21 protein-coding genes are annotated in these 25268 nt (G+C 66.8%); 10 read left to right on the forward strand and 11 right to left on the reverse strand.

Annotated features, from left to right (window positions below):
- Positions 1–17: 17 nt before the first annotated feature.
- From rhaI to OSB52_RS05000, 8 genes are all read right to left on the reverse strand, one after another.
- The gene (gene rhaI / locus OSB52_RS04965) at positions 18–1178 is read right to left on the reverse strand and encodes an L-rhamnose isomerase (protein WP_266060485.1); all 1161 of its coding nucleotides are present in this window, start codon (positions 1176–1178) and stop codon (positions 18–20) included.
- 96 nt (positions 1179–1274) lie between these two features.
- Positions 1275–2630, reverse strand: coding sequence for an MFS transporter (locus OSB52_RS04970; RefSeq protein WP_266060487.1), 1356 nt, complete (start codon positions 2628–2630; stop codon positions 1275–1277).
- A 78-nt stretch (positions 2631–2708) separates the two neighbouring features.
- A complete protein-coding gene (locus OSB52_RS04975) occupies positions 2709–3059 on the reverse strand; it encodes an L-rhamnose mutarotase (protein ID WP_266060488.1) in 351 nt (116 codons plus the stop codon).
- 229 nt (positions 3060–3288) lie between these two features.
- Complete coding sequence (locus OSB52_RS04980; RefSeq protein ID WP_235725264.1) at positions 3289–4389, reverse strand: acyl-CoA dehydrogenase family protein; 1101 nt, start codon at positions 4387–4389, stop codon at positions 3289–3291.
- Entirely contained in the window at positions 4386–5351 is a 966-nt protein-coding gene (locus OSB52_RS04985) for an acyl-CoA dehydrogenase family protein (protein WP_266060491.1), read from the reverse strand. The genes OSB52_RS04980 and OSB52_RS04985 overlap by 4 nt, the downstream gene beginning before the upstream one ends.
- Before the next feature lie 3 nt (positions 5352–5354).
- Positions 5355–6521 (reverse strand): acyl-CoA dehydrogenase family protein, encoded by a 1167-nt coding sequence (locus tag OSB52_RS04990; RefSeq protein ID WP_266060492.1) that lies wholly within the window; start codon positions 6519–6521, stop codon positions 5355–5357.
- 1 nt (position 6522) lies between these two features.
- A complete protein-coding gene (locus OSB52_RS04995) occupies positions 6523–7455 on the reverse strand; it encodes an enoyl-CoA hydratase (protein ID WP_266060493.1) in 933 nt (310 codons plus the stop codon).
- An 85-nt stretch (positions 7456–7540) separates the two neighbouring features.
- Positions 7541–8479, reverse strand: coding sequence for an IclR family transcriptional regulator (locus OSB52_RS05000; RefSeq protein ID WP_266060494.1), 939 nt, complete (start codon positions 8477–8479; stop codon positions 7541–7543).
- A gap of 46 nt (positions 8480–8525) precedes the next feature.
- Between OSB52_RS05000 and cysD the strand changes: the two genes are divergently transcribed.
- The 3 genes from cysD to OSB52_RS05015 are packed head-to-tail and all read left to right on the forward strand — an operon-like array spanning position 8526 to position 12078.
- Complete coding sequence (cysD, locus tag OSB52_RS05005; RefSeq protein WP_266060496.1) at positions 8526–9473, forward strand: sulfate adenylyltransferase subunit CysD; 948 nt, start codon at positions 8526–8528, stop codon at positions 9471–9473.
- The gene (cysC, locus tag OSB52_RS05010; RefSeq protein WP_235725276.1) at positions 9473–11311 is read left to right on the forward strand and encodes an adenylyl-sulfate kinase; all 1839 of its coding nucleotides are present in this window, start codon (positions 9473–9475) and stop codon (positions 11309–11311) included. Before cysD ends, cysC begins: the two co-directional genes overlap by 1 nt.
- Positions 11312–11319: 8 nt before the next feature.
- Positions 11320–12078, forward strand: a complete 759-nt coding sequence (locus OSB52_RS05015; protein WP_266060498.1) for a 3'(2'),5'-bisphosphate nucleotidase CysQ — start codon at positions 11320–11322, stop codon at positions 12076–12078.
- Between the two features lie 259 nt (positions 12079–12337).
- On the opposite strand, the gene eccA is transcribed toward OSB52_RS05015, so the two are convergent.
- On the reverse strand, positions 12338–14113 hold the full coding sequence (gene eccA / locus OSB52_RS05020) for a type VII secretion AAA-ATPase EccA (protein WP_266060561.1): 1776 nt from the start codon (positions 14111–14113) through the stop codon (positions 12338–12340).
- A 132-nt stretch (positions 14114–14245) separates the two neighbouring features.
- Here eccA and purL point away from each other — a divergent pair, with 132 nt between their 5' ends.
- Both purL and OSB52_RS05030 read left to right on the forward strand, forming a co-directional pair.
- Positions 14246–16534: a phosphoribosylformylglycinamidine synthase subunit PurL gene (gene purL / locus OSB52_RS05025; RefSeq protein ID WP_266060499.1), complete on the forward strand. Its 2289-nt coding sequence runs from the start codon at positions 14246–14248 to the stop codon at positions 16532–16534.
- Positions 16534–17373 (forward strand): phytanoyl-CoA dioxygenase family protein, encoded by an 840-nt coding sequence (locus tag OSB52_RS05030; RefSeq protein ID WP_235725280.1) that lies wholly within the window; start codon positions 16534–16536, stop codon positions 17371–17373. Before purL ends, OSB52_RS05030 begins: the two co-directional genes overlap by 1 nt.
- Positions 17374–17406: 33 nt before the next feature.
- Here OSB52_RS05030 and OSB52_RS05035 read toward each other — a convergent pair whose 3' ends face one another.
- Positions 17407–18267 carry a glycerophosphodiester phosphodiesterase gene (locus tag OSB52_RS05035; protein WP_266060501.1) on the reverse strand — a complete coding sequence of 287 codons (861 nt, stop codon included), beginning with the start codon at positions 18265–18267 and terminating at the stop codon, positions 17407–17409.
- 73 nt (positions 18268–18340) lie between these two features.
- Here OSB52_RS05035 and OSB52_RS05040 point away from each other — a divergent pair, with 73 nt between their 5' ends.
- The gene (locus OSB52_RS05040; RefSeq protein ID WP_266060502.1) at positions 18341–18967 is read left to right on the forward strand and encodes a hypothetical protein; all 627 of its coding nucleotides are present in this window, start codon (positions 18341–18343) and stop codon (positions 18965–18967) included.
- Positions 18964–20043, forward strand: coding sequence for an NAD(P)H-dependent amine dehydrogenase family protein (locus tag OSB52_RS05045; protein ID WP_266060503.1), 1080 nt, complete (start codon positions 18964–18966; stop codon positions 20041–20043). The genes OSB52_RS05040 and OSB52_RS05045 overlap by 4 nt, the downstream gene beginning before the upstream one ends.
- 31 nt (positions 20044–20074) lie before the next feature.
- Here OSB52_RS05045 and OSB52_RS05050 read toward each other — a convergent pair whose 3' ends face one another.
- Positions 20075–21583 carry a glutamate-cysteine ligase family protein gene (locus OSB52_RS05050; protein WP_266060504.1) on the reverse strand — a complete coding sequence of 503 codons (1509 nt, stop codon included), beginning with the start codon at positions 21581–21583 and terminating at the stop codon, positions 20075–20077.
- 16 nt (positions 21584–21599) lie between these two features.
- Between OSB52_RS05050 and OSB52_RS05055 the strand changes: the two genes are divergently transcribed.
- The 3 genes from OSB52_RS05055 (at position 21600) to purM (ending at position 25049) form a co-directional block, all read left to right on the forward strand.
- Positions 21600–22007: a sterol carrier family protein gene (locus tag OSB52_RS05055; RefSeq protein WP_235725948.1), complete on the forward strand. Its 408-nt coding sequence runs from the start codon at positions 21600–21602 to the stop codon at positions 22005–22007.
- A gap of 180 nt (positions 22008–22187) precedes the next feature.
- Positions 22188–23765: an amidophosphoribosyltransferase gene (gene purF / locus OSB52_RS05060; RefSeq protein ID WP_266060505.1), complete on the forward strand. Its 1578-nt coding sequence runs from the start codon at positions 22188–22190 to the stop codon at positions 23763–23765.
- A gap of 171 nt (positions 23766–23936) precedes the next feature.
- Positions 23937–25049, forward strand: coding sequence for a phosphoribosylformylglycinamidine cyclo-ligase (gene purM / locus OSB52_RS05065; RefSeq protein ID WP_266060507.1), 1113 nt, complete (start codon positions 23937–23939; stop codon positions 25047–25049).
- Positions 25050–25268 lie beyond the last annotated feature (219 nt).

The following is a 25268-nucleotide window of genomic DNA, read 5'->3' on the forward strand; positions in this document are numbered from 1 at the left end:
GGGATGGGTTCGGTAGGTCAGGCGCCCCAGGAGGACTGGGTGCCCCCCACGCGCTCGTCGGCGATGCGCTCGGCGTACCCGGAGGCGGCGAAGGCGGCCATCGGATCGGCCGGTAGGCCGCGGGATTCGCGGCGCTGCGCGAGCATCGGGCGGACGTCGGTGTAGAAGGCGCCCATCATGATGGCGTTGGCGCCCAGCACATCGCCGGCCTCCTGGGCGGCGGTCAGGGCGTCGGTGTCCACGAGCAGCGCACGTGCGGTCATCTCCTGCACGTTGAGCACCGATCGGATCTGGCCGGGGATCTTGTCCTCTACGTTGTGGCACTGGTCGAGCATCAGCGCCACCGGTGAGCCGGTGTCCAGGCCGCCGCCGCGCACCACCTCGAACAGGAGGCGGAACAGCTGGAACGGGTCCGCGGCGCCGACGATGAGGTCGTCGTCGGCGTAGAAGCGGGAGTTGAAGTCGAACGAGCCGAGCTTCCCGAGGCGGAGCAGCTGGGCGACGATGAACTCGATGTTGGTGCCCGGGGCGTGGTGTCCGGTGTCGAGGCAGACCATCGCCCGTTCGCCGAGCGCGCTGACGTGCGCGTAGGAAGTGCCCCAGTCGGGCACATCGGTCACGTACATGGCGGGCTCGAAGAACTTGTACTCCAGAACAAGTCGCTGGTCGTCGCCGATGTGTTGGTAGATCGTGGCCAGTGACTCGGCGAGACGGTCCTGGCGGCCGCGGATGTCGCCCTGTCCGGGGTAGTTGGTGCCGTCGGCCAGCCAGATCTTCAGATCGCGCGAACCTGTCTGACCCATCACGTCGATGCAGGCGAGGTGGTGGTCGATGGCCTTCTGCCGGACCGTCTTGTCGGTGTGGGTGAGACTGCCGAACTTGTAGTCGTCGTCCTGAAAGGTGTTGGAGTTGATGGTGCCCAGCGCAACCCCGAGATCCTCGGCGTACCGGCCGAGCGCGCGGTAGTCGTCGACGGTGTCCCACGGGATGTGCAGAGCGACCGAGGGCGCCAGGCCCGTCAGTTCGTTGACCTTGGCGGCGTCGGCGATCTTCTCGTGCACGGTGCGCGGGGTGCCCGGGGTGCCGAACACCTTGAACCGGGTGCCGGAGTTGCCGAACGCCCAGGAGGGGAGCTCGATTTGGAGGTTGTCGAGGATCGTCTCGTCAATGGTGGTCATGAGGGGTCCTTCGGTGGAGCCCCCGCCGCCGGCGTCGGGAGGAAGCACCGGCGGCGGAAGTGTTGGAACGTTTCAATGAGGGGGTGTAGGCGGCGATCAGGCTGGAGTGTGCGTGACCGGCCGGGGGGCCGCGAGATCAGTGCCCGAGGGGGTGCCACCCAGTTCCGGCGAGAGTGGCGTGCCGTAGCGTTCGACCTCGATCTCCTGCAGCGTCTTACCCTGCGTCTTGGGCGCCCAGATCGCGCCGATCACCAGGGCGACGGTCAGCAGGCCGACGAGTAAAGCGCCCACCGCCGGCAGGCCGGTGGCCGCGAGCATCGTCGGGAAGAAGTAACTGAGCAGGCCTGTCGCGGCACGGACGGCGAAGAACATGATGCCCTGCGCGCTGGCCCGGTACGGCGTGGCGAAGAGCTCACTGGCCCACAGGCTGTAGAAGGCCTGGGCGCCGATGCCCGACGAGATGCCCCAGAGCACGGCGAAAACCAGCATGGTCGCGATACCGCTGTCGGTGAACAGGACCAGCACCAGCCAGCCGACGATGCCCAGCGCGGCGCCGAATACATACAGGCCACGTTGCGAGACCCGGTCGGCGTAGCGCATGAAGCCGAAATAGGTGGCCAATACCGTGCAGCCCCAGACGAGCACCTGCAACAGGTTCTGCTGGACCTCGCTGTGCAGGCCGGCGGTCTCGTACACCCGCGGCATGAAGATGCCTGCCTGGCCGGCCACGGTGTTCCAGAAGAGATAGATGCCGCCGAGAAGAAGTAGCGCGGTGATGTTGACCTTCTTGGAGAACAGGCCCTTGACGCCGCGAGCGCCGACTGCGGACTCGATCGCCCGTGGCTCGCGCGCCGCCTCGTCCTTCCAGATCTTCGACTCGGCGAGTCCCTGACGAATCCACCACACCACGGCGGCGACGACGAACAGGTGCAGGAAGATCAATCGTGAACCGAGGAGTCCGAGCGGCGCCAGCGCGGCCGCGAGCGCGAAACCGATCAGGGGCCCGACCGACCAGGCGAGCTGGGCGGTCCCCACGTGTTTGGCGCGCTCCACCGATGGGGCGTCTTCGGCGATATAGGTCCATGAGGCCGGAACTCCGGCCCCGACTGCAATGCCGGTGATGATGAACGCTGCCAGCAGCATGGAGTAGTTGACCGCGAAGGCCGCGAGGAGCACGCCGGCCATGTAGACGAGCAGATCGTAGGTGTAGATCTTCTTGCGGCCGAACCGGTCGCACAGCGGCCCGCCGATCGCCGCGCCGATGGCGGCGCCGAAGGCGTTCGCGCTCAGGGCGGCGAGCAGGCCGACGGCGAAGTTGCTGATGCCGAACTCGTCCTGCCAGAACGCCAGGCTGGTGGCGATGGCGATGATAGAGCCGGCCTCGATGTAGTTCGACATGGCGACCGAGATGGTCGCCCGCCAGCCGGTGGTGGAGCGCGCTCCTACTTTCATGGTGCTTCCTTGCGTCGATCTCAGTAGAGAGGGTGGGGTCGATGAGGTCAAGCCGGGTCGGGGATGGGAAGGCTCCGATCAGTCGAGGTGGAAGTACTCGATCAGCTCGCTACGGACGGTGTCGGGGTTGGCGCCTGCCGTCTGGTCGGCGGTGCTCGCCGGGAGGAAATACTCCGACATCTGCCGCTGCCACCGTGTGTTGACGTCGGTGGCCTCCATGGCGGCAGTGGCCGCGGCGAAGTCGTCCGTTTCGAGGTAGCCGACGATCATGCCGTCGTCGGGGCGCAGGAACAGCGAGTAGTTGTGCCAGCCGGCCTCCCGTAGGGCGTCGAGCATCGCGGGCCACACGGTGGTGTGGGCATCGAGGTAGTCCTGCACGCGGTCGGGCTTGAGGTACATCACGAAGCACACGCGCTGACGTTGCGGCATGTCACTCCTGTTCGGCTGATCGCGACGGCCCGGTAGCAGGACGCCGACGTGGCGGTCTTCGAAACAACAGGTCTTTGAAACGTTTCAATTTGTGATACCGGCAACACTAAGCGCATCGGAGTGAAGTAGTCAAGTGCGGGTTCGGCGAGCTCGGATCATTGTCGGAGTGCTTCCGACGGTGGCGATGGTCGTGGGCGACCTGGAGTGGAGAGCGGCGGGTCCGCCAGGCTCAGGCCAGTAGGCGGCGACTCAACTCGTCGATCACCTCGTGCGGTTGCCCGAACAGTTGAGCACTACCGTGAGCGCGTTTGAAGAACAGCGCGATGTCGTGCTCGGCGGTGATCCCGATACCGCCGTGAAGCTGGATGCCCTCGCCGGCGACGAGACAGAACGCCTCCGAACACTGCACGTGAGCGGCCGCCGCGAGATCCTCGGCGTCGGGTGCGCCGGCCACCGCCGCGGCCACCGCGGCCCGCGCAACTGACCGCGCGGCCTCCACGGCCGCGTACATGTCGGCCATCCGATGCTTGAGAGCCTGAAACGAACCGATCGTGCGACCGAACTGCTTGCGCGACTTGGTGTAGTCGACTGTCAGGTCGAGCGCCGCGGCGGCACCGCCCACCTGCTCGACAGCCAGTAACGCCCACGCCAGGATGCGCAGGCGAACCGGGAGATCGGGGCCGGACGGGATCGTCGTCGCCGGTGTCTCGTCGAATTCGACCCGGGCGAGCGGGCGACTCGCGTCGACGACCGGTAGTGGCGTGATCCGCACCCCGTCAGCGTCGGCTCCGACGGCGTGCAGCGTCGTGGTCTCACGCCCGCCCGCCAACACGATGAACAGATCGGCAGATTCTGCGTCGATAACGTATTCGGCAGCGCCGGAGAGCAATCCGGCGTCGGCGTTGACGCCCGGCGACGACCAACCGCGCGGGTCCGCCCAGCACAGGGTCGCGATCTGTTCGCCGGCGGCCAACGCGGGCAGGAGTTCACGATTGGTCGCGTCGTCGTCGGCGAGCAGGATGGCGGCGGTCGCCAGTGCAGAGGTCAACACCGGGACCGGGCACAGCGAGCGACCCAACTCCTCCAACACCGCACCGGTCTCGGTGAACGACGCACCGCCCCCGCCGTAGGCCTCCGGGATGGGCAACGAGGCCACCCCGATCTCGGCGCATAGGGTGTCCCACAGTGCGCGGTCGATCCGCGGGGTGTGTCGCATGGCGGCCCGTGCGCTGGCCGAATCGCCTCGGCGGGTGACGAGTTCGCTGATCGCCTCGGCGAGGGCGGCGCGATCCTCGGCGGAGATGGCCGTCGATTCGGTCGTTGCGGTCACAGTGACTCCAGGACTCGTCGGCGCAGATCTGCGGGCGTACCCCACGCGGTCAGCAGGGCCCGCGTCTTGGTGAGATATAGCGACAGATCGTGCTCGGTGGTGTACCCGATCGCGCCGAGCACCTGCAGTGCGCGTCGCGATGCGAGATAGGCGGCGTCACCGGCAGCGACCTTCGCCGCTGCCACATCCCGGCGGACATCGGTGCCTTCGGGCACCAGACCGTCGACGCCCAAGGCGGCGGCATAGACGAGCGGGCGGGCCATCTCGACCGCGATCGCCACATCGGCGAGGTGGTGCTTGACCGCCTGGAACGAACCGATCGCCCGCCCGAACTGCTTGCGGGCCTGCGCATAGTCGGCAGCCGAGGCGAGCATGGCGCTCGCCATCCCCAGTAGTTGGGCGGCGGTGGCCAGTGTGCCGATGTCGGCGGCGTCGTGAACATCGACATTCTCGGCGAGGACTTCGTCGGGGCCGAGTTCGGCCAGGATTCGGGTGGGATCGACGGTTGCTACCCGGTCGGTTGTGGTGGCGGTGCTCAGCACGCCATCGATCACCACATAGGAGGTTTCGGCGATGGGGGCCAGCGGTGCGATGGGTGGGATGGCACACGTGGCCAGTGCGCCCTCGGCCAATGCGCTGAGGTGCGAGCCCGATACGCCGGCGCTGCGCAGGAGTACCGGTAGTACGGCGACGGTCTCCACGATCGGCCCGGGCAGGGCATGTCGACCGACCTGTTCCATCGCGACCACCATCTCGGTGGCACCGGCCGATGACCCGCCACTGCTCTCGTCGATGAGCAGTCCGGTGATCCCGGTCTCGGCCAGGGCGGTCACCACCTCTACGACCGGGTGGTGATCACCATGGGTCCACGCCCGTGCCCGCGCCGGGATATCGGCCTTGGTGAGCAGCGCGTCGACGGTCGACGCGAGGTCATCGTGCACATCAGAGAGAAGAAAATCCATGGTTCACCGGTCCCCACGCGGCAGGCCCAGGAGCCGTTCCGCGATCACGTTGCGCTGGATCTCGTTGGTGCCGGCGTAGATCGGCCCCGACAACGAGAACAGATAGCCGTCCATCCACGCGTCGTCGAGCTCGGCATCCACGCCCTGCAGGTCCAGCGCCGTCTCGTGGGCGACGATGTCCCACTGCGACCAGAAGACCTTGTTGATCGACGACTCCATGCCGAGTTGTCCACCCGCGGCGAGGCGACTGACCGTCTGATACGTCGACAACTCGTACGCGCGCGCCCCGATCCACGCATCCGCCACGCGCGCATCGACGTTGGCGGTCGCGTACACCGCGTCGTGATTGCGCTTCCAGAGGTCGACCAGCCTGTCGGTGGTGGCCAGGAATCGCCCCGGAGAACGCAACGACAGCCCGCGTTCGTTGGCCGCGGTACTCATCGCAACCTTCCAGCCGTTGTCGACGGCGCCGATGACGCCACTGCCACCTGGATCGGCCGGGTCGTCGGGGACGAAGACATCCTCGAGGAACAACTCGGCGAAACCGGGCTCGCCGTCGAGCTGCGCGATGGGGCGCACCGTGACACCCGGGCTGCGTAGGTCGAACATGAAGTAGGTCAGACCGCGGTGGCGCTGCGCCTCTTTGTCCGTGCGGAACAGGCCGAAGGCCCAGTCCGCGAAACTCGAGCGTGAACTCCAGGTTTTCTGACCGTTCAACAACCACCCGCCGTCGGTGCGGGTGGCCGTGGAGCGGAGTGACGCGAGGTCGCTGCCGGCCTCCGGTTCGCTCCAGGCCTGCCCCCAGATGTCGTCGGCGCGCGCCATCCGAGGCATGATGCGCGCGAGCTGATCGGGGTGCGCATGTTCGAACAACGTCGGCGCGAGCAGGAAGATGCCGTTCTGACTGACCCGGCCGGGCGCGCCGGCACGGTAGTACTCCTCCTCGAAGATCACCCAGTGCAACAGGCCGACATCGCGACCGCCGTACTCCTCGGGCCAGCTCACCACCGACATCCGGTCGGCGGCCATGGTGCGTTCCCACTCGCGGTGCGCCTCGAACCCCTCAGCGGTGTCCATGGATGGAAGGGGTTGGGCAGGAACGTGGTCGGTGAGCCAGCTACGCACCTCGGCGCGGAACTGCTCGGCGTCGTCGTCGAAGAAGAGGTCCATGTCAGCTGCCGCTGCCGTTCACATTCGACCCGCTCCCGGCGCCGGACGACGCCTTCATCGACTTGGCATCCATCCCCCCAAGTGAGTCGCCGCCGGATTCGGCGTTGGCGGCGTGGGCGTAGTGATGCCACCCGAAGACCGAGTCCATCGAGTTGCGCAGTCCCATCTGGTCCTCGCAGATGTTGACGGCCTTCTTGGACAGGAACAGCCCCTGCATCGGCATCGCGGTCATCTTCTCTGCGATGGTGTCGACCTTCGTGACGAGTTCGTCGCGGGTCACAACATGGTTGACCATGCCCCATTCCGCCGCCTGGGTTGCGGTGAACCGTTCGCCGGTGAACAGGATCTCCTTGGCGCGGCGGGTGCCGAGGGCATAGGCGTGCGCGAAATACTCGACGCCCGGTATGCCCATCCGGGCAACCGGGTCGGAGAAGAAGGCGTCGTCGGAGGCGACGATGAAGTCGCAGATCCAGGCCAGCATGAGCCCACCCGCGATGCAGGCGCCGTGAACCTGCGCGATGACCGGCTTGGGGATCTCCCGCCAGCGGCGACACATTCCCATGTACACCTCCATCTCGCGGGCCAGACGCTGGTCGGCGCCGGACTTGTCGGAGTGGTCCCAGTGCAGGGTGGCGACGTTGTCGTAGTAGGTGTCGAAGTCACGTTCGGGAGTGCCGATGTCGTGCCCGGCCGAGAAGTGTTTGCCGTTGGCGCGTAGCACGATCACCTTGACCGCTGCGTCGTCGACCGCCTTGCGGAACGCGGCGTCAAGCGAGTACGTCATCACCGAGTTCTGGGCGTTGCGGTACTCGGGACGGTTGAGCGTCACGTAGGCGACGGCGCTCTCGGGACCACCCACCTCGTAGGCGACCGGCGACGAATCCGGACCCAGATCGTCTGGGCCGAGTGCGGGCGGGATGACGGCATCACTCATGACCCGAGCTTAACCTAGCAAGTGCTTGGTTGGTAGACGGGTGGTCGTGTGTACGGCCGGTCTGGGGGCCCGGGTCAGCCGCGTGTCACCGCAGTCGCGCCGAGATCGAACTCGCGGCCGCGTGCACCGCCTCGGCCAACGTCCGCAGGTCTGCGGCCGGCAATGTGGTGTTCGGGCATACCACGATCGATGCGACGACCAGCCCCGACGAGTCGATGATCGGGGCGCCGACGGTCACGGCCGCCACCTCGCCATCGAGCTCGGCAGGCAGGTAATCGATCGCCGACAACTCCGTCAGCAGGTCGCCCACCCGTGCGCGGAGTCGATCCGAAACGCTGTCGAGCGTGCCGAGTGCCTCGATCATCGCGACGTGGTCATCGGTCATCCGCTCGATGGAGTACCCGCGTTCGGCAACGGTCTGCAGCACCTGCCGCAGTCGAGAGCGGATCGAGTCCGGGGCTTGCGCGATCCACGCGGCCTGGGACTCGGCGGACTCATAGGCGATGAACTCCCGGCAAATGGGCGGCCGGAGACGGACCTGGCGCCCGTGCCGAAACCACGGAGATTCCTCCCGATCGCGGGATCGTGCCGGGACGACGTGGTCGGTCACCGTGATCAGATCGGGCGCGATCCGTTGTGCGACGAACGCGGCCAGATCGAACCGGTCGCTCAACTCATGGGCACATGTGCTCGCCCATCGCGCGACGTTGTCGGCCGAACCGGTCGCACGCGCCAGCGCCGCGAACGCCGGTCCGACGGTGAAAGCGCCGGTCTTCGAGTCGCGCAGCACCCAGCCGTGCTCGATCAGTTCACCGACGATCGCGTGGGCGGTGGCCCGGGACAGGCCCGTGCGCCGGACGATCTCGGCAAGGGACAGGGGTGGTTGCTGGGGGCTCGCCAGGAGTTCGATGATGCGGATGACGCGGTTCGTCGGGGGAGAATGTGAGGACCGGTCCTGTGGCGGGCCCGAAGCGCGCGTCACTTGTTGACGCGCATCGGCCGCCTCACCTACCGTCTGTGTCACATAGTCAATGCTTAGTGTCGAGTATTCGACATGTCAAGGAGAGCGAATGGTTGCGAGCGCAGCGGATGCGAAAGTCGGACACGCGCATCACGGCTACGAGTTGACCCATCTCGCCGCGCTCGAAGCCGAGTCGGTGCACATCATGCGCGAGGTGGCGGCGACCTTCGAACGCCCCGGGTTGCTCTTTTCGGGTGGCAAGGACTCCGTGGTGATGTTTCACCTCGCGCAGAAGGCGTTCTGGCCGGCGCCCGTCCCGTTCCCGCTGATGCATGTCGACACGGGCCACAACTTCGATGAGGTCATCGAGTATCGCGACCGGGTGGTCGCGGACACGGGCGTGCGCCTGGTGGTGAGTTCGGTACAAGACGACATCGACGCGGGTCGGGTCGTCGAGGACACGGGCCCGGGGGCGAGTCGCAACCGGCTGCAAACCACGGCGTTGCTGCGCGGCATCCAGGAGAACCGGTTCGACGCAGTGTTCGGTGGTGCGCGGCGCGATGAGGAGAAGGCGCGTGCGAAGGAACGAGTGTTCAGCTTCCGCGACGAATTCGGGGCATGGGACCCGCGGGCTCAGCGACCCGAACTGTGGCAGCTCTACAACGGCCGCCATCACAAGGGTGAGCACATCCGGGTGTTCCCGCTGAGCAACTGGACCGAACTCGACATCTGGCAGTACATCGCGGCCGAGAACATCGAACTGCCGCCCATCTACTACGCCCACCAGCGCGAGGTGATACCGCGCGACGGCATGTATCTGGCGAAAACCCGCTTCCTGCAGCCGTATCCGGGTGAGCAGACCCAGATCGAGACCGTGCGATTCCGCACCGTCGGCGACGCCACCTGCACCGGTTGTGTGCTCAGCACCGCCGACACCGTCGAGAAGGTGATCGACGAGATCGCCATCACCCGCGTCACCGAGCGTGGTGCGACACGCGCCGACGACCGCATCTCGGAAGCCGGCATGGAGGATCGCAAGAAGGAGGGCTACTTCTGATGCCCAAGGAACTGTTGCGGTTGGCGACTGCGGGTTCGGTCGACGACGGAAAATCGACCTTGATCGGTCGACTCCTCTTCGATTCGAAGACGATCTTCACCGACCAACTCGAATCGATCGAACGCACCAGCGCCGAACGCGGCGACGAGTACGCGAATCTGGCGCTGCTCACCGACGGACTGCGCGCCGAGCGCGAGCAGGGCATCACCATTGACGTCGCCTACCGCTATTTCTCCACGCCCAAGCGGAAGTTCATCATCGCCGACACACCCGGGCACGTGCAGTACACCCGGAACATGGTGACCGGGGCGTCGACCGCCGATCTCGCGATCATTCTCGTCGACGCCCGCAAAGGCATTCTCGAACAGACGCGGCGGCACGCGTTCCTGTCATCGCTGCTGGGGATTCCGCACCTCACGATCTGTGTGAACAAAATGGATCTCGTCGACTGGTCGCAGGAGCGGTTCGACGAGATCTGCGACGACTTCATCGCTTTCGCGGCAAAACTGAATGTCACCGACCTCACCTTCATCCCGCTGTCGGCGCTCCAGGGCGACAATGTGGTGGACCAATCGGTCAACATGCCCTGGTACGAGGGGCGGCCGCTGCTCAACCACCTCGAGAACGTCTACATCGCGTCGGATCGCAACCTGATCGATGCACGCATGCCGGTCCAGTACGTGATCCGCCCGCAGCGCAGCGACGGCGCCGATCACCGCGCGTACGCGGGAACCGTTGCCGGTGGTGTCTTCTCGCGGGGCGACGAAGTGGTGGTGCTGCCCAGCGGATTCAGCACCACCATCACCGGCATCTGGGGACCCGGCGGCGAGCGGGTCGACGAAGCGTTCGCGTCGATGGCGGTGTCGATGGAACTCGCCGACGAGATCGACATCGTCCGCGGTGACATGCTGGCACGGCCGAACAATCGTCCCTACGTGGGCCGCGACATCGACGCGATGGTGTGCTGGTTCTCCGACGACACCGAACTGCGGCCGGGCAACCGGTACGTGATGATGTGCGGGACCCGTACCACGCGCGCGCAGATCAGCGGGCTGAACTACCGGCTCGATGTCAACACCCTGCACCGAGATGAAGAAGCCAAGACGTTACAGCTCAACGAGATCGCACGCATCTCGGTGCACGCCCAGCAACCCCTGTTGTTCGACGCATACCGCAAGAACCGGGAAACGGGCAGCTTCATCCTGATCGACGAGGCGACCAACAAGACTGTCGGAGCGGGCATGATCACCGCGCCGGTCAGCAAGGACAGCCACGTCGTGTGGCAGACCACGAAGGTCACCCGCGAGCAGCGCACCCACCAGGGGGCGACCATCTGGCTGACCGGGTTGTCGGGGTCGGGGAAGTCCTCGCTCGCGGTGGAACTAGAGCGGCGGATGGTGGCCGAAAGTCGATTCGCCTACCTCATGGACGGCGACAACCTCCGGCACGGCCTGAACGCCGACCTCGGCTTCTCCGACGACGACCGGCGTGAGAACATCCGCCGGACCAGTGAGGTGGCCGCGTTGTTCGCCGATGCGGGCGCAATTTCCATCGTGTCGCTGATCAGCCCGTTCGCCGATGAACGCCGGCGTGCGCGGGAGATCCACGCCGAGCGGCGCCTGCCGTTCTACGAGATCTTTGTCGACACCCCGCTCGAGGTCTGTGAGCAGCGGGATCCCAAGGGGCTCTATGCCAAGGCCCGTCGCGGCGAGATCAGCCAATTCACCGGCATCGACTCGCCGTACGAACGTCCCGCCGATCCCGACGTCCTCGTGACACCATCGGATGGCTCGCCCGCCGAGGTGGCCGAATCGATCATCCGCAACCTGGGACTGTAGGAGACAGCGTGTCAGAGGATCGTGTTCTCGCCGGCGAGCTCGCCACCGCCGCCGGACAGTTGCTCCTGCAGATCCGCGCCGAGAGTGATCTGCGCGGAAAGGAACTCGGTGCCGAAGGGGATCGGCGGTCGAATGATCTCTTGCTGGAGCGGTTGGCGGCCGCACGTCCCGATGACAAGGTGTTGTCGGAGGAATCGGCCGACGACAAGAGTCGACTGCATGCGGAGCGGGTGTGGATCGTCGACCCTGTCGACGGCACACGGGAATACGGTACTGACGGGCATACCGACTGGGCGGTGCACGTGGCGTTGTGGTCGGCCGAGAGTGGCCTGATCGCCGGTGCTGTGGCGCTACCCGCATTGGATGTCACCTACGTCGACAGTGGCGAACCGGTCGCGGCGACAACGGGCTTGGCATCGTCTGCGCTTGGCGAGCGACCGCGGGTGGTGGTGAGTGCTTCGCGCGCACCGGCCTTCTCGCGGGCGGTGGTCGAGGCGATCGGCGGCGAGTTGCTACCGATGGGCTCCGCGGGTGCGAAAGCGATGGCCGTGGTGCGCGGGGAGGCCGATGCCTACGTGCACGCCGGTGGCCAGTACGAGTGGGATTCGGCGGCTCCGGTCGCGGTCGCGCAGGCCAAGGGGCTGTGGTGTGGCCGCATCGACGGAAGTGCCCTCGTCTACAACCAGGACGACACCTACCTGCCCGACCTGGTCATCTGTCGTCCCGAGTTGCGCGACGCGATTCTCGCGGTGACCGCGTCGTCGTAGTGGGCCGTACTGGATCTCGATACGCCCTCCGCTGGCGCTCCGGGCTACTCGATCAGCTGTCGGGTGGTCTCGTTGAGTGGGTCATGCTGGTTGAGTAGCGGTGCGTGAGCTTGCGAGCGCAGCGTGTATCGAAACCTGGTGTGGTGGATCTCGATACGCCCTCCGCTGGCGCTCCGGGCTACTCGATCAGCGGAAGATGATCGCGGTGCGCTCTCCGCTGGCGCTTCGGGCTACTCGATCAGCGGAGGAACGATCAGGGTCAGCGCTGGAGTCCGGCAAGGACATTGCGGAGGGCGGTGCGGATGTCGCCCACCTCGATGCGCATCAGGTCGTCCTGGGACAGCGATGCGAGATCGTCGGACGCCGAGAGCCGGTATTCGCGCTCCTCCTCCGCGGCCTCGACGATGTTGCGGATGAAACGCCCATTGCCGGCCACGTCGCTGGCTCGCCGTATCCCCGAGGGGCTCTGCCGCACATCGTGATACAGAGGTGTGCAGGCTTGTTCGAGTTCGATGACGGATTCGTGGGTGAGCAGTGAATCGCGCCGACGAGCGATGAAGTCGCCGATCCGGGCGAGTTCATCGGGTGTGTAGGACTCGAACCGCACGCGACGGGCGAACCGGGACGCGAGGCCGTCGTTGGACGACAACAGGCGGTCGATCTCGGAGTCGTATCCGGCGATGATCACAACCAGACGGTCCCGGTCGTCCTCCATCCGGGCCAGGAGTGTGTCGACGGCCTCTTTACCGAACGCATCCCCACCGGAGAGCCCCTCTTGGATGAGGGTGTAGGCCTCGTCGATGAACAGCACACCGTCCATGGCCGAATCGATGACGGCCGACGTCTTGGGCGCCGTGGAGCCGAGGTGTTCGCCGACGAGGTCGCGGCGGGTCGCCTCGATCACCTTGTCGGTCTTGATGAACCCGAGGCCGCAGTAGATTTTCGCGACGATCCGGGCCACGGTCGTCTTGCCGGTACCGGGCGGACCGGTGAAGGCGAGGTGCAGACTGCGCGCGGCGGTGTTGAGGCCACGGTCGGCGCGGACCTTGGCCAGCGTGGCGGCCGACTGGAGTTTGGCGACCTGCTCCTTGACCGAGTCGAGGCCGATCTGGTCGGACAATTCACGTTGGGCCTCGGTCACCATGTCCGCCATCTCGGGACGTTCGGCGGTGTCGGAGACCAGCGAGTCGGCGAGATCGGGCACCGAGTCGGGGTCCCACGGGTCGCTCCGCTCGGCGATGGCGTCGGGGGAGGTGATGACCAATCGGAAATTCGGCGACTTCAGCGCCTGCCCGGCCGGTGAGTTCGGGTCCCGGGCGTAGGCCTGCTCGAACATCGCCCGCGCCTTGTCCTCATGGCCCTGTTCACGCAGCGCGAGGCCGTGGAGGTACATCGCCTCGGTGGCGAGGGCCGGAATCGGACCGTCGACGACGTTCTGCAGCCTTCGGATGCCCTCCCCGAACATGCCCATCTGCACGCACGCCGCGCCGACCATGTTGTCAGCGGCCGCTTGCAGGAAGCTGTCGTTCCACCGCTCCGAGCGTCGTAGGGCGGTGAGTACGTCGGGCCAGCGTTTCGCCGACAGGTACAGAAACGCCTGCACGAACTCCACGATCGGCGTCCGATGGGCTGCGGGTACGTCGTCGAGGACGTCCTGGGCTCCGGCGAAATCCTGACCACGCGTCAGTGAACCGGCATAGGCGGCCGCCGCCTCGGTGGCATCGGTCATCGGATAGGTGATGTGACCCACCGTCCACCGGCCGACCAGCGTTCGCTGCGGCAATCCGAGTCGCCGTTGCTCGTGGCCGATTGTGCTGCGGGTTCGGTACAGGGCGAGCAACACCTCGTCGGTGTCCTCGCCGCAGACGAGTCGTCCCAGCCACGCGTCGGCCATCGACGGGTCCCATTCACTGGCCCGCGTGAACGCCTTGGCGGCCTGGGCGGCATTGTTGATCGGTTCCTGGCCCTCGACGGCGATGCCGAGCGAGAGCACTCCGAGTTCGAACAATTGCCTCGCTTTGCGGACGTCAGCCATCGGGTCCCCCAGTCCGTGCTCGTGCAGGTCACCCACGGTGTGGTGACCTGTCCGTGTCAGGTGCCCAGCGTAGCGGGGCGCCTGTCCACTCCCACACGCGGCCGCGGCCGAGCCTGACATAGACTCGTCAGAGTGAGTGCGCAGGTGGATACCGTTTCAGCCGCAGCAGGCAGCCCCGACCAACCGCAGCCTTTCCGTGAGCTCGGACTCAAGGACGACGAGTACGCCCGGATCAAGGAGATCCTCGGCCGCCGTCCGACCGACGCGGAACTCGCGATGTACTCGGTCATGTGGTCGGAGCATTGCAGTTACAAGTCGTCGAAGGTGCATCTGCGCTACTTCGGTGAGACCACCACCGACGAGATGCGCGCGAGCATGCTCGCCGGCATCGGCGAGAACGCCGGTGTTGTCGACATCGGCGACGGGTGGGCGGTCACCTTCAAGGTGGAGTCGCACAATCACCCCAGCTACGTCGAGCCCTACCAGGGGGCGGCCACCGGCGTCGGCGGCATCGTCCGCGACATCATGGCAATGGGAGCACGACCGATCGCGGTGATGGATCAGCTGCGCTTCGGTCCGGCAGATGCTTCCGACACCCGCCGGGTCGTCGACGGTGTGGTCCGCGGCGTCGGCGGCTACGGCAACTCCCTCGGCCTGCCCAACGTCGGTGGTGAGACCGTCTTCGACGCCAGCTATGCGGGTAATCCTCTGGTCAACGCGCTGTGCGCGGGTGTGCTGCGCACCGAGGACCTGCACCTGGCCTTCGCGTCGGGAGCCGGCAACAAGATCATCCTGTTCGGCGCGCGGACCGGTCTGGACGGCATCGGCGGCGTGTCGGTGCTGGCGTCGGAGACGTTCGACGACTCCGACGGGAACTCCGGGCCGAACCGTAAGAAGCTACCGAGTGTGCAGGTCGGTGACCCGTTCACCGAGAAGGTGCTCATCGAGTGCTGCCTCGAGCTCTATCACGCGGGCCTCGTCGTCGGTATCCAGGATCTCGGCGGCGCCGGGCTCTCCTGCGCCACCTCGGAGCTCGCCGCCGCCGGAGACGGCGGCATGCACATCGACCTGGAAAAGGTGCCGATGCGCGCCGAGGGCATGACCCCGGCCGAGGTGCTCTCCAGCGAGTCGCAGGAACGCATGTGCGCGGTGGTGACGCCGGACAATGTCGACGCGTTCCTGGCCGTGTGCAAGAAGTGGGATGTGCTGGCGACCGTGATCGGTGAGGTCACCGACGGCGATCATCTCGTCATCACTTGGGACGGCGAGACCGTCGTCGACGTCCCACCGCGCACCGTCGCCCACGAGGGCCCCGTCTACGAGCGCCCGGTCGCCCGGCCGGACTGGCAGGACGGCGTCACCTCGTCGACCACCGCGTCACTGAAACGGCCCGAGACGTCCGACGAGCTGCGGGCCACGGCACTCGAGCTGCTCGCCTCGCCGGCCCTGTGCAGCCGTAAGTTCATCACCGAGCAGTACGACCGCTACGTACGTGGCAACACCGTGCTCGCCGAGGCCGCCGACTCCGGCATGGTCCGCATCGACGAGGCATCCGGCCGAGGCATCGCGTTGGCCACCGACGCATCGGGTCGCTACACCTACCTCGATCCGTATCGGGGTGCGCAGCTCGCGCTGGCCGAGGCCTACCGCAACGTGGCGGTGTCGGGTGCGTCGCCGAAGGCTGTCACCAACTGCCTCAACTTCGGATCGCCCGAGGACCCGGCGGTGATGTGGCAATTCCAGCAGGCCGTGCGCGGCCTCGCCGACGGTTGCGCCGAACTCGGTATCCCGGTGACCGGCGGCAACGTCAGCTTCTACAACCAGACCGGGTCGACCGCGATTCTGCCGACGCCAGTGGTCGGCGTGCTCGGCATCATCGACGACGTACATCGGCGGGTGCCGACCGGGTTCGGCACCGAGCCGGGGGAGACCTTGATCCTGCTCGGCGAGACCCGCGACGAGTTCGACGGCTCCATCTGGTCGCAGGTTGCTCACGATCACCTCGGTGGGGTGCCGCCGCGGGTCGACCTCGCGCACGAACGGCTGCTCGCCGAGATCATGGTCGCCGCGTCGCGCGACGGGCTGGTCTCGGCGGCCCACGACCTGTCCGAGGGCGGCCTGTTCCAGGCGGTCGTCGAATCGGCGCTGGCCGGCGAGACCGGTTGCCGCATCCTGCTTCCCGACGGTGCAGACCCCTTCGTATGGCTGTTCTCCGAGTCCGCCGGCCGCGCCGTGGTCGCGGTGCCGCGCACCGAGGAGTCGCGGTTGTGCTCGATGCTCGACGCGCGCGGCATGCCGTGGACGCGGATCGGGGTGGTGGACCAGGGTAGCGACTCGGTGACCGTGCAGGACCAGTTCGAGGTCACCCTCGCCGACCTCCGCGCGACCCACGAGGGAACTCTGCCGAAGCTGTTCGGCTGATGTCCTCCGAGCCGGGCGTGTTCGGACCACACGAGCTCGGCGCGCTGGTGTGGTTCTACGACATGCACGGCTACGCGACGCTGCGTGGACTGCTGACCGAATCCGATGTCGCGGCGGTCGAACGTGAATGCACCGCGGCGCAGCAGGCGGTGATCGCCGGTGAACTCGACATCCGCCACGGCTCGACGGTGTTCCTCGACGAGGAGGCCAAGGCCCAGCGGTTCGCCAACTACGTCGAGTACGTCAGCGAGATCTCGCCGGCGGTGCGAGCGGCCGTCACCCACCCGGTACTCGCCGACGCAATGGCTCGGCTGCTCGGAGAACGCGCCTGGCTGCGTGCGCATGAACAGTTCGGCGTGGTCTACCAGGATGCCCGACCCGGCCGGGAGTCCGGCTACACCCGGATCGGCTGGCATTCGGACTGGCAGGCGGGCCCGAGCCTCGACGTCTGGCCGTCGACGGCGTTCACCATCCACATCGACGGGACCAGCCCTGCCAACGGTTTCCTGCGCGTCGTCCCCGGCTCGCACCTGTGGGCGACGCCGGCACCCTACCGGAACGTCAACGGCGTCGAGGTGCCCGCGACGGCGCGCCCGGCCGGCGGCCGCACGGATCGGCCGCCGCCCTTCGACATGCCATTGCGGTTCGAGAAGGTGCCCGGCGAGGTCGCCGTGTACGCCGAGCGCGGCGACATCCTGCTGCATGACTGCTACCTGTGGCACTCCGCTGCCCGCGCGACCGACGACGACTCGCGGCGCAGACATGTGCGTGGTGGCTACTTCGGGGGCACCAAACCTGCTGCGGGTGTTGAGGAGTTCATCAAAAACGCGGCGCGCTGAGGAGCCCGCGCTGAGGAGCACGCTCACTACCGTTCACACCGCGGCGACGAGCCCCTCGGCATCGTCGGTGGTGATCTGATCGACGCGCAGTTCGATCAGGCGCCGCGCTTGCCGCACCGAGTCATCGTCGACCCCGGTGATTGTGTACGCATCGACGGTGCGCCCTTGGCTGTGGAAAGCGCCGACCATGTCGAAGCCACGCCGGTCGGCCTCCAGAACCAGGCGGCGTTCCAGATAGACCATCTCGGCGTGCGGTGATGCGGCGATCGCTCGTCGGACGAAGCCGTGGAAATCCTCGGAACGCAGGACGCGCCGCAGGGCGCCGTGATGACAAGGGTCGTAGCCGATCCGGATACCGGGCACGGCGTCGGTCAGGAGTCGGACGGCCTCGGCGTCACCGCAGGACAGGATCATGTTGGGTGCCATGTCGGCGGTCGCGTCCGCGAAGTGGCCGATCACGGTGTCGTCGAGTGCCGAAGCGTCCTGTTTGAAGTCCAGCTGCAACCTCGCGGCCGGATGAATCCGACTATGCGCGAACAGGTCCGGAAGATCTTCCAGCAGCAGGACCGGTTGATCGACGGGCACCCCGTCGTTGTCCCGGAGGTGCACGGTGCGCAACTGCGCGACCGAGGCCGCGGTCACCCGGCCACGCCCGGTGGTGGTGTGCCCGAGTTCCAGGTCGTGCAGGACGGCGAAACCGCGTTCGCCGTGGATCACCAGATCGATCTCGACGCTCGCCCCCGCCGTCATACCCTCGACGATCCGACGCGCGGTGAATGGCGGATCGGTGGGACGTCGGCGCGCACGATGCCACTTGATGCAGGTCCTATGGCCCTCGTGGATCACTTCCACCGGTGGCAGCGTGGAAGGCGTGAAGACCGGGTCGGTGTGCATCGGCGAGACGCTACGCCGCCCGGATGAACGGAAGGCATCGATGCGGTTCAGTTTAGGACGATGGATCGGTTTCGTGACGGTTGCGGAATCGGTGGGCTTCCTGATTCCGGTGGCGGGCATGGCGATCTGTGCGGCGGCGGAGTGGTCGCCCTGGGCGACCTGGCTGACTGTCGCGATCTTCGGAGCCGGCGAGGGTGCCCTGCTCGGGTTGGGTCAGGCCGAAGCGTTGTACGGCACGGAAGTGGCTGTGCCGGTGTTGAAGTGGGTGGCGGTGACGTCAGCTGCGGCGGCGTTCGCGTGGATGCTGGGGATGTTGCCGTCGATCCTGAACGATGCGGGAGTGCTCGCCGACATGTCGAATCCGGCCGTGTGGGTCGCATTCGGGGTGGGCGCGGTCCTGCTCCTGCTGAGCATTCCGACGGCGCAATTCCTGGTGCTCCGCGAGGTGATGCCGCACGCGGTGGGGTGGATACCGGTGAATGTGGCTGCCTGGTCGGTCGGCCTGGTGGCGACCTTCGTGCCCGGCCCGTTTGTCGACGAGGACACATCGACAGTAGTTCTGGTGACTTCCTTCGCCGGGGCGGGTATGTGCATGGCGCTCATCGTCGCGACCATCACCGGCTGGTGGCTACGCCGCCGGGCCGCCGTTTCGCCGAACCCGCCACCGAAAAGTGAAACGTGTTCTAGTTTGAGTGTATGACTCTTCGCGTGGTCGAGTGGTCGACCGGAACCGTGGGCAGGCACGCCATCGCCGGGATCGACGCCCGGCCGGACCTGGAACTGATCGGCGTGTGGGTGTCCGATCCGGCCAAGGTCGGTCGCGACGCCGGGGACCTCGCCGGCCTCGGACGCGAGCTGGGCGTCGCCGCGACCAACGATCGGGATGCGCTCATCGCGCTGAAGCCCGACTGCATCGTGCACACCGCGATGACCGACGACCGCATCTTCGAGGCGATCGACGACCTCATCTTCTTCATCGAGTCCGGTATCAATGTCGTGTCCAGCGGACCGGTTCTCCTGCAATTCCCGCAGGGCATCCTCGATCAGGACCTGATCGATCGGATCGCGGCGGCCGGGCGCAGTGGCAACGCGAGTCTGCACGTCAACGGCATCGACCCGGGTTTCGCCAACGACATGCTGCCGCTGTCGATGACGAGCCTGTCCCAGCGGATCGACGAGGTGCGCTGCCTGGAGATCGCCGACTACTCCACCTACTACCAACCCGTGGTCATGAAGACCATCTTCGGGTTCGGCCAGTCGATGGACGAGACGCCGATGCTGCTCTACCCGGGGGTGCTCGCGATGGGGTGGGGCAGCGTGGTGCGCCAGATCGCCGCCGGCCTCGACCTGACACTCGACGAACCGCTCGTGGAGCGATTCGACCGGGTCGCAGCCGACCGCGACTACTCCACGGTGTCGGTCGACATTCCCGAGGGGGCCATGGCGGCACTGCATTTCGAGGTCGTCGGACAGGTGAACGGCGTCGACCGGGTGGTTCTCGAACATTTCACGCGCACCCATCCAGAGCAATGTCCGGATTGGCCCACCCCGGCTCAGGGCGACGGCTGCTACCGCATCCTGATCTCGGGTGAACCGCAGATGCAGGTCGAGTTCACCCACCACGGCGAGAACGGCGACCACAACGTGTCCGGCATGATCGTCACGGCAATGCGGCTGGTCAATTCGGTTGCTGCGGTTGTGGATGCGAAGCCCGGGCTGGTGACCGCGCTGGACCTTCCGCCGGTGAGTGGTCGGGGGCTCGTGGCGGGGAGGTGAGCGCCGAGTAGAACTGTGCGTGCACTCGCTCCTACACCGACCAGGTGTGCACCGGTTCCCCTTCGTGCATCTGGGTGACGTAGTCCCGCAACATCCCCCGCAGTGCTTGCGCTCGGTCCTCGCCGGCATCCTCGCGTGCCAGGACCGCCCTGCGTTGCCATGCCGAACCGGTCTGATGGGTGATGGCGCGGCCCTCGATCACCGACAGGTACCGCGAACGGGCCTTGCCCGATACGCCGTAGGCACGTAATCCGGTGTCGGCGACGTCGATCAAGCGTCGCAGCGTCAGTTCGTCGGGGCGAACCCACCCGACGTTCGGCCAATACAGTTGTGCCTCCATACCTCCGCGAGCACCCAACTGCAGGTTCTCCGCAGCCGCGTTGAACGACATCTGTGACCACAGTGGCCGGTCCGATTCGACGAGGCCACGCACGAGTCCGTAGTAGAACGCAGCATTGGCCATGGTGTCGACGACGGTCGGGCCCGCGGGCAGCACCCGGTTCTCCACGCGCAGGTGTGCGCGGTCGTCGACGACGTCGTAGACGGGCCGGTTCCAGCGGTACACGGTGCCGTTGTGCAAGCGTAGTTCGTCGAGTGCGGGGATGCGGCCGGCGTCGATCTCATCGATGGGATCGACGTCGCTGCACACCGGCAGCAGGGCGGGGAAGTAGCGAGTGTTCTCCTCGAACAGATCGAAGATGGTGTTGATCCATCGTTCACCGAACCACACTCGTGGGCGCACGCCCTGATTCTTCAACTCCAGCGGACGGGTGTCCGTGGCCTGTTCGAAAACCGGGATACGACTCTCGTGCCATAACGCGGTCCCGGCGAGGAAGGGGGCGTTGCCCGCCAGCGCCACCTGCACACCGGCGATCGATTGTGCGGCGTTCCAATAGGCGGCGAAGTCCTCCGGTGCCACCCGCAGATGCAATTGCAGTGACGTGCACGCGGCCTCGGGCAGGATCGAGTCGGTGGTGGTGCGCAGCCGTTCGCCTGCGTGCCGTTCACTCAGCGGCACGCCCGCGATGTCGATCTCGATGTCCTCACCGCGGGCTGCGAAGATCTGCCGGTTGAGCAGGTCGTAACGCGGGTTCGCCGAGATCCACTGATGCGCGAAGTGCTCGTGCGTCAGCGTCGGCAGCATGCCGATCATGACGAGGTGGTTGTCGGTGCGCGACGCGCGCTCCTCGGCGCGGTTGAGCGACGTGCGCAGCGCCTGCTCGAGCGAGATCGTGTCGTCGGTGACGAATGGGCGGGGGGAGACGTTGATCTCGATGTTGAACTGGCCGAGCTCGGTCTGATAGTCGGGATCGGCGATCGCGTCGAGCACCGTCGCATTGGCCATCGCCGGGTTCATGTCCTCATCGACCAGGTTGAGCTCCACCTCCATGCCGAGCAGAGGCTCGGGCGGACGGCCCTGATCGGTGAACAGGCCGTCGGCGAGCATGCGGGCGATGGCCTCGGTTCCGCGGCTGACCTGCCTGCGGAACCGCACCCGGTCGTCGCCGGTGAACTCGCGTTCGGCCACATCGGTGCCCATGGGTCAATGGTGCATGATGGTCGGCGTGGCAGCGCGCAAACCGATCGATCCGGTCGCCGTGCGTGCGGCGGTGCTGGCCGTGGCGCCCTGGTTGCTCGACGACGCCGCCCCCGAACCGACACGCAGCGAACTGGCTGCTGCAGTGCGCCTCAGCGTCCGTACACTGGCCCAGCTCGCTCCGGGCAACTCCGTCGAGGTCCGGGTGCCGCCGTTTGTCGCCGTGCAATGCATCGAAGGTCCCCGCCACACCCGGGGGACACCGCCCAACGTGGTCGAGACGGATGCCCGGACCTGGCTGTTGCTGGCGACCGGGCTCGCCGGCTACGACGATGCCGTCGGCGCGGGGCGGCTCAGCGCGTCGGGTCACCGGGCGCCGGCCATCGTGGACCTGTTGCCCATCGTCCCGCTCGACCGTCAGGTCTAGTGTCCGGAGACAGTGCGATGCCTCACACCGCGGAATTTCCCGCCGCGGCGCACCGCTGCTTGATTCGCACGGGCCGACTACCGACCGGTAAACTCGCGGTATCTCCCAATCCGTCGACGTCTCGCCCCGTCAACGTGTTGTACCGCCGTGATCTGTAGAGCCCCAGGGAGCGCACCTCGAATGACCGACTTGTCGATCACCAGCAAGAACCTGCTCGCGCCGGTGCGTACCTGCGGTGCGCCCCAGATCTCCGAGGAGCCCGAGAACGAGCCGCGTGAAGAGTGTGGCGTGTTCGGGGTGTGGGCGCCGGGTGAGGATGTCGCCAAGCTCTCGTATTACGGCCTGTACGCGTTGCAACATCGTGGTCAGGAGGCCGCCGGAATCGCCGTCGGCGACGGCTCTCAGGTGCTGGTCTTCAAGGACCTCGGGCTGGTCAGTCAGGTCTTCGACGAGCAGACTCTCGGCGCGATGGTGGGGCACGTGGCGATCGGGCATTGCCGATATTCCACCACCGGCTCCACGACCTGGGAGAACTCGCAACCGATCTTCCGCACCACCGCCGCCGGCACCGGCGTCGCGCTGGGACACAACGGAAACCTGGTCAACACCGCCGACCTGGCGAGCCGCGCCCGCGGGCTGGGCGTGATGAGCACGGACGCGACGTCGGACTCCGACCTGGTCGGCGCCCTGCTCGCGCATGGTGCCGCCGACAGCAGTGTGGAGCAGGCGGCGATGGAACTGCTGCCGCATCTCAAGGGTGCGTTCTGTCTCACCTTCATGGACGAGCACACGCTGTATGCGGCGCGTGATCCGCACGGCGTGCGACCGCTGTGTCTGGGACGCCTCGATCGCGGCTGGGTGGTCGCGTCGGAGACCGCGGCGCTCGACATCGTCGGTGCCTCCTACGTGCGCGACATCGAGCCCGGCGAACTGCTCGCGATCGACGCCGACGGGGTGCGCAGCTCGCGGTTCGCCGAGCCGACGCCGCGCGGCTGCGTCTTCGAGTACGTCTACCTCGCCCGGCCGGACAGCGTCATCCATGGGCGTTCGGTGCACTCCACCCGGGTGGAGATCGGTCGGCGGCTCGCCCGTGAGTTCCCGGCCGAGGGTGATCTGGTGATCCCCGTCCCGGAGTCGGGCACTCCCGCCGCAGTCGGATACGCCCAGGAATCTGGTATCCCCTACGGACAGGGGCTGATGAAGAACGCCTACGTCGGGCGCACGTTCATCCAGCCGTCGCAGACGATCCGCCAGCTCGGTATCCGCCTCAAACTCAACCCTTTGAAGGAAGTCATCCGGGGCAAGCGCCTCGTCGTCGTCGACGACTCGATCGTGCGCGGTAACACCCAGCGAGCGCTGATCCGGATGTTGCGCGAGGCCGGTGCGGCCGAGATCCACGTCCGTATCGCCTCGAGCCCAGTGCGCTGGCCGTGCTTCTACGGGATCGACTTCGCTTCGCCCGCAGAGCTCATTGCGAATGGCATGGAGTCCGAAGAAGGCATGGTCGAAGGTGTCCGGCAGGCGATCGGCGCCGACTCGCTCGGCTATATCGGTATCGACGAGATGATCGCCGCCACCGAACAGCCGGCGGAGAACCTGTGTGCCGCGTGTTTCGACGGTGACTATCCGATCGAACTGCCCGAGGAGACCTCGATGGGCAAAGCCGTTCTGGAACAGATGCTGGCCAGTGCGGCCGGCGATGGCCGCGACCCGTTGACCGCTTCGAACGACAATGTCAGCGCGGTGATGCGGCCCTGACCGGGTTCGGATCAGGGCGCGACACCCTGCCCGCGGCCATCGCAGGGTCGGGTAGCGTATTCGGCGTCGGGACTCGTGGGTGACCTCAGGCGCGAGCCGACCGTACGACGACGGAGGCTCCGACGCCCGGAGATCCGACCACCTGGATTTCGACAAGGGGTGCTCAGCTAGATGACCGATCGGGATTCGGCTGCCGACGCAACGGCCAACGACCGTGGTGATGGTCTTTCCTACGCCGCCGCGGGCGTCGACATCGACGCCGGTGAGCGCGCGGTCGAACTCTTTGCCCCGCACGCCAAGCGGGCCTCTCGCCCGGAGGTGATGGGCGGTCTCGGCGGGTTCTCCGGTCTCTTCGCATTGAAGGGCAATTACCGCGAGCCGGTGCTGGCCGCCGCAAGCGACGGTGTGGGCACCAAACTGGCCATCGCTCAGGCGATGAACAAACACGACACCGTCGGGCGCGACCTCGTCGCCATGTGCGTCGACGACCTCGTCGTGTGCGGCGCCGAGCCGTTGTTCTTGCAGGACTATGTGGCTGTGGGCAAGGTCGTACCGGAGACCGTTGCGCAGATCGTCGCCGGGATCGCCGACGGTTGCGTCGATGCCGGTTGCGCTCTGCTCGGTGGCGAGACGGCCGAGCATCCCGGTCTGATGGACGAGGATCACTACGACCTGTCGGCCACCGCCGTCGGTGTGGTCGAGGCGGATTCGATCCTCTCGCCCGAGCGTGTGCGGCCTGGAGACGTCGTGATCGCGATGGGGTCGTCGGGCCTGCATTCCAACGGTTACTCGCTGGCCCGCAAGGTGCTCCTGGAGTGGGGGCACATGGATCTCGCCGGCCACGTCGAGGAGTTCGGCCGCTCGCTCGGCGAGGAACTCCTGGAACCGACCAGGATCTACGCCCGGGATTGTCTGGCCGTCGCCGCGGAGGCAGATGTCCGTACATTCGCCCATGTCACCGGTGGTGGGCTCGCTGAGAATCTGGCCCGGGTGATCCCAGCCGGCCTCGTCGCGGAGATCGAACGGGAGACCTGGACCCCGGCGCCGGTGTTCGCGCTCATCGCTCAACGCGGACGGGTTGCGCGGGAAGAGATGGAACGCACCTTCAACATGGGTGTGGGCATGGTCGCCGTGGTCGCGCCAGAGGACACCGAGCGGGCTCAGGCGGTGCTGACGGCTCGGCACGTGGACAACTGGGTTCTCGGCTCCATCAAGCGCGCCGCCGAACCGAAGAACCCCGACCTTCCTCGTGTGGCGCTGTCCGGGGAGCATCCCCGGTTCTGAGCTGAATGGCGGGGCGCTACCTGCGGGGTGCCCGGAAAACGACCGGAGGCGCCGCCTGTTCTGTGAAGGGAACGGCGCGGGACATCAGGTCCACGCGCTGTGGTGGCGCATGGCGCCAGTCAGCGAACGCAGCAGCATCTGTCGGCACATGATTTCGGGCACGCGACGAGACGCCGCAATGGCGACCTGGCCGACCGGTCCCGCGCACAGGGCGTTGGT

Origin of the sequence: Gordonia aquimaris (genome assembly GCF_026262595.1) — a bacterium.
In the GTDB taxonomy this organism is placed as follows: domain Bacteria; phylum Actinomycetota; class Actinomycetes; order Mycobacteriales; family Mycobacteriaceae; genus Gordonia; species Gordonia tangerina.

Excerpts from the sequence above, each read along its gene's own strand:
- rhaI (WP_266060485.1), bottom strand. The coding sequence starts at position 1,178 with ATGACCACCATTGACGAGACGATCCTCGACAACCTCCAAATCGAGCTC.
- OSB52_RS04970 (WP_266060487.1), bottom strand. The coding sequence starts at position 2,630 with ATGAAAGTAGGAGCGCGCTCCACCACCGGCTGGCGGGCGACCATCTCG.
- OSB52_RS04975 (WP_266060488.1), bottom strand. The coding sequence starts at position 3,059 with ATGCCGCAACGTCAGCGCGTGTGCTTCGTGATGTACCTCAAGCCCGAC.
- OSB52_RS04985 (WP_266060491.1), bottom strand. The coding sequence starts at position 5,351 with ATGGATTTTCTTCTCTCTGATGTGCACGATGACCTCGCGTCGACCGTC.
- OSB52_RS04990 (WP_266060492.1), bottom strand. The coding sequence starts at position 6,521 with ATGGACCTCTTCTTCGACGACGACGCCGAGCAGTTCCGCGCCGAGGTG.
- OSB52_RS04995 (WP_266060493.1), bottom strand. The coding sequence starts at position 7,455 with ATGAGTGATGCCGTCATCCCGCCCGCACTCGGCCCAGACGATCTGGGT.
- cysD (WP_266060496.1), top strand. The coding sequence starts at position 8,526 with ATGGTTGCGAGCGCAGCGGATGCGAAAGTCGGACACGCGCATCACGGC.
- cysC (WP_235725276.1), top strand. The coding sequence starts at position 9,473 with ATGCCCAAGGAACTGTTGCGGTTGGCGACTGCGGGTTCGGTCGACGAC.
- eccA (WP_266060561.1), bottom strand. The coding sequence starts at position 14,113 with ATGGCTGACGTCCGCAAAGCGAGGCAATTGTTCGAACTCGGAGTGCTC.
- OSB52_RS05030 (WP_235725280.1), top strand. The coding sequence starts at position 16,534 with ATGTCCTCCGAGCCGGGCGTGTTCGGACCACACGAGCTCGGCGCGCTG.
- OSB52_RS05035 (WP_266060501.1), bottom strand. The coding sequence starts at position 18,267 with ATGCACACCGACCCGGTCTTCACGCCTTCCACGCTGCCACCGGTGGAA.
- OSB52_RS05045 (WP_266060503.1), top strand. The coding sequence starts at position 18,964 with ATGACTCTTCGCGTGGTCGAGTGGTCGACCGGAACCGTGGGCAGGCAC.
- OSB52_RS05050 (WP_266060504.1), bottom strand. The coding sequence starts at position 21,583 with ATGGGCACCGATGTGGCCGAACGCGAGTTCACCGGCGACGACCGGGTG.
- OSB52_RS05055 (WP_235725948.1), top strand. The coding sequence starts at position 21,600 with ATGGTCGGCGTGGCAGCGCGCAAACCGATCGATCCGGTCGCCGTGCGT.
- purF (WP_266060505.1), top strand. The coding sequence starts at position 22,188 with ATGACCGACTTGTCGATCACCAGCAAGAACCTGCTCGCGCCGGTGCGT.
- purM (WP_266060507.1), top strand. The coding sequence starts at position 23,937 with ATGACCGATCGGGATTCGGCTGCCGACGCAACGGCCAACGACCGTGGT.